This is a genomic window from Amycolatopsis bullii (genome assembly GCF_014654205.1).
GTDB lineage: Bacteria > Actinomycetota > Actinomycetes > Mycobacteriales > Pseudonocardiaceae > Amycolatopsis > Amycolatopsis plumensis.
Genome location: NZ_BNAW01000060.1, coordinates 47112 through 54126, shown reverse-complemented (window position 1 = coordinate 54126; position 7015 = coordinate 47112). Strand labels below are relative to the sequence as shown.

General features: G+C 69.4%; 9 protein-coding genes. 8 read left to right on the top strand and 1 reads right to left on the bottom strand.

The annotated features are described in order from the left end of the window. The 4 genes from IE317_RS39090 to IE317_RS39075 all read left to right on the top strand — a co-directional run. Window positions 1–724, top strand: a 724-nt coding sequence (locus tag IE317_RS39090; RefSeq protein WP_191316406.1) for a GlxA family transcriptional regulator, incomplete at its 5' end; no start/stop codon positions are given. Next, window positions 706–1473, top strand: a complete 768-nt coding sequence (locus IE317_RS39085) for an enoyl-CoA hydratase-related protein (protein WP_191316405.1) — start codon at window positions 706–708, stop codon at window positions 1471–1473. The genes IE317_RS39090 and IE317_RS39085, both read left to right, overlap by 19 nt. 74 nt (window positions 1474–1547) lie before the next feature. Next, window positions 1548–2048: a TetR/AcrR family transcriptional regulator gene (locus tag IE317_RS39080; RefSeq protein WP_229903151.1), complete on the top strand. Its 501-nt coding sequence runs from the start codon at window positions 1548–1550 to the stop codon at window positions 2046–2048. Beyond that, window positions 2045–2545, top strand: coding sequence for a DUF2867 domain-containing protein (locus IE317_RS39075; RefSeq protein WP_191316403.1), 501 nt, complete (start codon window positions 2045–2047; stop codon window positions 2543–2545). The genes IE317_RS39080 and IE317_RS39075 overlap by 4 nt, the downstream gene beginning before the upstream one ends. On the opposite strand, the gene IE317_RS39070 is transcribed toward IE317_RS39075, so the two are convergent. Then, entirely contained in the window at window positions 2481–3026 is a 546-nt protein-coding gene (locus IE317_RS39070) for an NUDIX domain-containing protein (protein WP_191316402.1), read from the bottom strand. The genes IE317_RS39075 and IE317_RS39070 overlap by 65 nt on opposite strands. A gap of 37 nt (window positions 3027–3063) precedes the next feature. Between IE317_RS39070 and nucS the strand changes: the two genes are divergently transcribed. The 4 genes from nucS (at window position 3064) to IE317_RS39050 (ending at window position 7012) form a co-directional block, all read left to right on the top strand. Continuing rightward, the gene (gene nucS, locus IE317_RS39065; protein WP_191316401.1) at window positions 3064–3723 is read left to right on the top strand and encodes an endonuclease NucS; all 660 of its coding nucleotides are present in this window, start codon (window positions 3064–3066) and stop codon (window positions 3721–3723) included. A 1-nt stretch (window position 3724) separates the two neighbouring features. Then, window positions 3725–3940: a DUF1653 domain-containing protein gene (locus IE317_RS39060; protein WP_229903150.1), complete on the top strand. Its 216-nt coding sequence runs from the start codon at window positions 3725–3727 to the stop codon at window positions 3938–3940. 384 nt (window positions 3941–4324) lie between these two features. Further along, a complete protein-coding gene (locus IE317_RS39055; RefSeq protein ID WP_191316400.1) occupies window positions 4325–5101 on the top strand; it encodes a hypothetical protein in 777 nt (258 codons plus the stop codon). Between the two features lie 213 nt (window positions 5102–5314). Continuing rightward, window positions 5315–7012, top strand: coding sequence for a sodium:solute symporter family protein (locus IE317_RS39050; RefSeq protein ID WP_191316399.1), 1698 nt, complete (start codon window positions 5315–5317; stop codon window positions 7010–7012). Window positions 7013–7015 lie beyond the last annotated feature (3 nt).

Sequence of the window (7015 nt, the reverse complement as noted above, 5' to 3'; positions counted from 1 at the left end):
CGTCGCGGCGCTGCGCCGCGCGCACCGGGCGGGGGCGACCGTCGCCGGGTTGTGCTCCGGCGCGTTCACCCTCGCGGCCGCCGGCCTGCTCGACGGCCGCCCGGCGACCACGCACTGGCGCGACCTCGACGCGCTCGCCCGCGTCGCGCCGCGCGCGGATCTGCAGCGCGATGTGCTCTACACCGACGACGGCGGGGTCCTGACGTCCGCGGGTGTCGTCGGCGGCCTCGACCTCTGCCTGTACCTGGTCCGGCGCGACCACGGCGCCGACGTCGCCGCCACGCTGGCCCGCCGCCTGGTGATGCCACCGGCGCGCGAGGGCGGGCAGCGCCAGTACGTCGACACCCCGCTGCCGCCGTCGACGACCCAGCCCGGCTTGACGTCCACGATGGACTGGGCGCAGGCGCGGCTGGGGGACGGCATCGGCGTCGAAGACCTGGCCGGGCACGCGCGGATGAGCGAACGGACGTTCCACCGCGAGTTCGCCGCGGCCACCGGTGTCACGCCGGGGCGCTGGCTGCGCGTCCAGCGCGTCCGGTACGCGCAGCGGCTGCTGGAGACGACGTCGCTGCCGGTCGAGCGGGTCGCCGAGCGGTCCGGGCTGGGCACGGCGGCCAACCTGCGGCGCCGGATGCGGGCCGAAGTCGGCGTCGGCCCGGACAGCTACCGGCGCACATTCCGGTCCGGAGGGGCTACGGTCGGCGAATGTACGAACACCTGCTGATGAGCCGGGACGGCGACACCGTCACGATCACCATGAACCGGCCGGCGCGGCGCAATTCGCTGTCCGCGGACCACCTCGCCGAGCTGCTCGCCGCGTTCCGCGCGGCGGGGGCGTCCGACGCGGCCGGCATCGTGCTGGCCGGGGCGGGACCGGTGTTCTCCGCGGGGCACGACTTCGGCGACGTGGCCGCGCGCGACCTGATGGGCGTGCGCGAGCTGCTCGCGTTGTGCACGGACCTGATGACGACGATGCAGTCGATCCCGCAGGTCGTCATCGCGCGGGTGCACGGCCTGGCCACCGCGGCCGGCTGCCAGCTGGTGGCGTCGTGCGACCTGGCCGTGGCGGCCGAGTCGGCGGGGTTCGCGCTGCCGGGCGGCAAGGGCGGCTGGTTCTGCCACACCCCGGCGGTCCCGGTGGCGCGCTCCATCGGCCGGAAGCGCCTGATGGAGCTGGCGCTGACCGGCGACGTCATCGACGCGGCGACCGCGCTCGACTGGGGATTGATCAACCGGGTGGTGCCCGACGAACAGCTCGACGACGCCGTCGGGGACCTGCTGTCGCGGGCGACGCGTGGCAGCCGCGCCAGCAAGTCGATGGGCAAGGTGACCCTGTACGCCCAGCTCGACCGGCCCGAGGCCGACGCGTACGCGATCGCGCTGGAGGTCATGGCGGCGGCGTCCCAGCTGCCCGGCGCCCGCGAAGGCATGGCCGCGTTCCTGGAAAAGCGCAAGCCCTCCTGGCCCGACTGATCCCCGAAGGGCACTTTCACGGGAAAGTGCCCTTCGTCGTTGCTGCGGACCGTACCATACGGTATGGTATGGCCATGGTGAGCAAACGGGACTGGCTGGACGCGGGACTGGTGCTGCTGGCGGAGCAGGGGGCGCCGTCGGTGACCATCGAGCGGCTCACCGAACGCCTCGGCCTGTCGAAAGGCTCCTTCTACCACCACTTCAAGGGCATGGGCGGCTACCGCACCGCACTGCTGGAGCACTTCGAAGCCGAGCGCACCACCCGGTTCGTGGAGCGGGCCGAAGCGGCGGAAGGTGACCGGCTGAACGCGTTGCTGGATCTCGTGCTCGCGCCGGGAGCCGGGCCGGAGCTGGAGATCGCCGTCCGGGCGTGGGCCCTGCAGGACGCCGAAGCCAGGGCGGTCCAGGAGCGCGTGGACTCCACCCGCGTGGCCTACCTGACCGAGATCTGCGGTGACGCCGACCTCGCGCAGGCCCTCTACCTGGTCGTCGTCGGCGCGGGGCAGGTGGTGCCCCCGCTGCCCGGCCGGCAGCTCAAGAGCGCACTCGAACTCGTACTGGGGAGAAAGAAATGACCGAGCCTTTTCTCGACGGCGCCGACTACGCCGAATTCAAGGAGATCGCGAGCGAGAACAGCCTGCGCGAGTTCGTCGCGGGTGTGTTCGGCTGGTCGCCGTGGTGGGTGAAGGGACTCTTCGGCGTCCGGTACCTGCTCGCCAAGGCGCTGCGGCTCGACACGGCGTCCGTGCCGCGGACCGGCCGGCTCCGGCCGGAGGACGTCGGGTTCGCCCCCGGTGACCGGGTCGCGTTCTTCACCGTCCGCGCCGGCGATCCGGAGCAGTACCTCGTGGCGGGCGTGGACGACAGCCACCTGACCGGGTACCTGACGGCCGAAGCGGTGCCCGGCGGCTTCCGGCTGGGCACGATCGTGCACTTCCACAACCGCGTCGGCCCGGCCTACTTCGCGCTGATCAAGCCGTTCCACCACCTGGTGATCCGGGGCATGCTCAAAGCCGGTGCCGCTCGAACAGCAGCAGCCGGGCCCAGGCGGCAATGGACTGCGCGTCGGTGATCTCGCCCGCGAGGATCATCTTCTCGACGTCCGCGCGGGCGAACCACTCGCTGCGCATGTCCTGCTCCTCGTGCTCGCGCTCCGGCTCGCCCTCGGTGATGTCCGTGGCGAGGAACACCCAGCCGCGCTGGCTGCTCATGCCGGCGGCGACGTCGAGCTTGCCGAGCGCGACCATCGAGCCGGCCCGCAAGCCGGTCTCCTCGCGCAGTTCCCGCGCGGCCAGCTCGGCGGGCGGCACGTCCGCCAGGCCCGGCGCGGTGCCCTGCGGGAACTCCCAGCGCCGCTCGCCGAGCGGGTAGCGGAACTGCTCGACCAGCCGGAACCGGTCGCCGTCCTGGGCGATGACCAGCGCGTACGCCGGTTTGTCGATCACGCCGTAGATGCCCGGTGAGCCGTCGGGGCGGCGGATCTCGTCCTCCCGCACCGTCATCCAATTGTTCCGGTACACCTCGCGGGACGCGACACGCTGAATGGGGTCCACCCGCCCAGTATCACCGACCCTGTCCTACCCTCCTCGGGTGCGTCTCGTGATCGCGCGGTGCCAGGTCGACTACGCCGGCCGGCTGACCGCCCACCTGCCGATGGCCACCCGCCTGCTGCTCGTCAAGTCCGACGGCTCGGTGTCGGTGCACTCCGACGACCGTGCGTACAAGCCGTTGAACTGGATGAGCCCGCCGTGCTGGCTGATCGAGGACGGCAAGCTCTGGATCGTGGAGAACAAGCAGGGCGAGAAGCTGGTGATCTCGATCGACGAGGTCTTCCACGACCACTCCCAGGCCCTGGGCGCGGAACCGGGCCTGCAGAAGGACGGCGTCGAGGCGCACCTGCAGGAACTGCTGGCCGAGCACATCAAGACCCTCGGCGACGGCTACACGCTGGTCCGCCGCGAATTCCCGACCGCGATCGGCCCGGTCGACATCATGGCCCGCGACGCCGACGGCCGTTCGGTGGCGGTCGAGATCAAGCGCCGCGGCGAAATCGACGGCGTCGAGCAGCTCACGCGTTACCTGGAGCTGCTCAACCGCGACCCGCTCCTGGCGCCGGTGCAGGGCGTGTTCGCCGCCCAGATCATCAAGCCGCAGGCCCGCACGCTGGCCGAGGACCGCGGCATCCGCTGCTTGACCCTCGACTACGACGAGCTCCGCGGCATCGAGTCCGACGAGTTCCGGCTGTTCTGACGTGTCCGATGTGGAGCCCGGCCGGTACGTCCACCACAAGGGCGGCGAGTACGAGGTGCTGGGCGTCGCCCGGCACAGCGAGACCGAAGAGGAACTCGTGGTGTACCGGGCGCTGTACGGCGAGCGTGGGCTGTGGGTGCGGCCGAAGGTGATGTTCGCTGAGACGGTGGAAACGCCCGCCGGCCGTGTGCCCCGCTTCCGGCGGGTGGCGGACTGACCGGGTGTCGTTGAAAAATTGACCCCGACGCTGCCCGAACGGGCGGTATCCGGGCCGATACCGAATCGATGCCGTAATCGGTGTATCTGATTCGAGGATCATTCCTCCGCCAGGAAATCTTTGACCCGATAGGTCACCGCGTAGTGGAAAGAAACTTTTTCAACGCCTTTTGTGCGCTGTTCGGGTGAGTTCGGGATCCTATTCGCCGGTGTCGTGCGACACTCGATTCGAGGGGTTCCGCCGGTGCGTCCGGCGTGGCCGGAGGGTGGTGCGCTCGGCCGTCTTTCTTCGTCGTGCCAACGTTTCAGTCCGCCTTCGAGCTCGGGGTGCGCATGCCATCCGGCCGGTGTGTGCGCATTTTCGCCTGCACGCAAGGAGGAAGTCATGCGTTATCGCCCACTCGGTTCCGACCCGGCCGACCCGCGCCTGGGCCGGTTCATTCCGGACGACTGGCGGCACGTGGAAAGGTATCCGCTCGGCGCGCTGGCCGACGAAGACCGGCCCACCCGGTCGCCGGTCGTGATCGGCGTCAACTGGTACTCGGCGTTCGACCAGCCGGAACAGGACGAGACGTCCGGCGAGTTCTTCATCGCGAAGGCCGGCGTCAAGAAACTCGGCCACATCCGCGGCGGCCACTGCGTGTGCCTCGAGCCGGGCGGCACCCCGGACACCGACGCCTGGTACGCCTTCTACGACCAGGGCCACGAGGGCGCCTGCGTCGGCTTCGGCTGGTCGCGGTGCATGACGATCTTCAACGGCAGCGAGTACGCGGCCCGCTGGCTGTGGGACTCGGCCAAGAAGCGCGACGAGTGGCCCGAAACCAACCCCGGTGACGAGAACGGCACGTCGGTCCGGGCCGCGGCCGAGGTGCTCAAGGACACCGGGCACGTCCTGTGGGACGAGTCCTACGAGGGCGACGACTGGCACGCCCGCGAGAAGTACACCGCCGAGGCCAAGCAGGGCATCAAGGCGTTCCGCTGGGCGAAGTCGGTCGACGACGTGCACGCCGTGCTCGCCAACCCGCGTGCCGACGAGCTCGGCGCCGTGCCGATCCTCAACTCCTGGGGCCCGGGCTACCCGCACCGGACCTACCTGCCCGACGCGGTGCTCGCCAAGCTGATCGAGGAGGACGGCGAGATCGCGGTGCCGACCGACCGCTGAGCCCGGCCGCTCCCGCGGCGCGTGGACTGAGGGCGCGTTTCCCCTGGTGGTGACCGGGGGAGGCGCGCCCTCAGGCCATTGTGGACACGTCAGCGTGCCGACCCTGAATCCATGCAGTACTGTCCGCATCCGACGGGATGGTGGTGATTCCTGTCGGTTGTTGTCCTGTTTGACTCGTGCTGTTCTCAAGAATCATGGCCGGAGGTGGGTCGGGTGCTCGTCCTAGCCGATGCGAACCTGCGACTCGACGCAAGCGCGATCGACTACATCGAGTTGGCGTTCTACTTCGCGCTCGTGCTCGGCATCGGGTACCTGGCGCGACGGCAGGTGTCGAGCAGCCTCGACTTCTTCCTGTCCGGCCGCTCGCTGCCCGCCTGGGTCACCGGCCTGGCGTTCATCTCGGCGAACCTCGGCGCGGTCGAGGTCATGGGCATGTCGGCCAACGGCGCCCAGTACGGCCTGCCGACCGTGCACTACTTCTGGATCGGCGCCATCCCGGCGATGCTGTTCCTCGGCATCGTGATGATGCCCTTCTACTACGGCTCCAAGGTCCGCAGCGTCCCGGAGTTCATGCGGCGGCGCTTCGGCAAGCCGGCCCACCTGGTCAACGGCATCAGCTTCGCCGCCGCCCAGATCCTCATCGCCGGCGCGAACCTCTTCCTGCTGGCCAGCGTGGTGAACCTGCTGCTGGGCTGGCCGCTGTGGGTGTCGATCATCGTCGCCGCCGCGATCGTGCTCTCCTACACCGCGCTCGGCGGCCTCTCCGCCGCCATCTACAACGAGGTCCTGCAGTTCTTCGTCATCGTCATCGCGCTGGTGCCGCTGACGATCATCGGCCTGGTCAAGGTCGGCGGCTGGCAGGGCCTGGTCGACAAGGTGACCAACAGCCCGGGCGGCACCGCGCAGCTGCACTCGTGGCCCGGTGACAACCTGACCGGCTTCGGCAACAGCTTCCTGTCGGTGCTGGGCATCGTCTTCGGCCTCGGGTTCGTGCTCTCCTTCGGCTACTGGACGACGAACTTCGTCGAGGTCCAGCGCGCGATGGCGTCGAAGAGCATGTCCGCCGCGCGGCGCACGCCGATCATCGGCGCGTTCCCGAAGATGCTGGTGCCGTTCATCGTGATCATCCCCGGCATGATCGCCGCGGTCACCGTGTCCGAGTACGTCAAGGACAAGCAGGTGCTGCTCGACGGCGGCAAGGCCGAAAGCGGCGTCACCTTCAACAACGCCCTCCTGCTGCTGATGCGGGACCTGCTGCCGAACGGCATGCTCGGCATCGCCATCGCCGGTCTGCTGGCCTCGTTCATGGCCGGTATGGCCGCGAACCTCAGCTCGTTCAACACGGTCTTCACGTACGACATCTGGCAGACGTACGTGAAAAAGGACAAGCCGGACCACTACTACCTCAACCTCGGCCGCATCGTGACGTCGGCCGGCACGATCCTCGCGATCGGCACCGCGTTCATCGCGTCGAACTCCGGCAACATCCTGAACTACCTGCAGGACCTGTTCTCCTTCTTCAACGCGCCGCTGTTCGCCACGTTCATCCTCGGCATGTTCTGGAAGCGGATGACCCCGCACGCCGGCTGGAGCGGCCTGGTGCTCGGTACGGCCTCCGCGATCACGATCTGGGGCCTTTCGCAGGCCGGGTACATCGGGCTGGAGGGCCAGGGCACCAGCTTCGTGGCCGCCGGTGTCGCCTTCGTGGTCGACATCGTGGTGAGCGTGGTCGTCTCGCTGGCGACCAAGCCGAAGCCGGACGAAGAGCTGGTCGGCCTCGTCTACTCGCTCACCCCGAAGGAAACCCGGCAGCACGACTCGACCGGCGAGAACGCGGGCTGGTACCGCAAGCCGGGCCTGCTCGCGGGCATCGTGCTCGTCCTGACCATCGCCCTGAACGCCATCTTCTAGGAG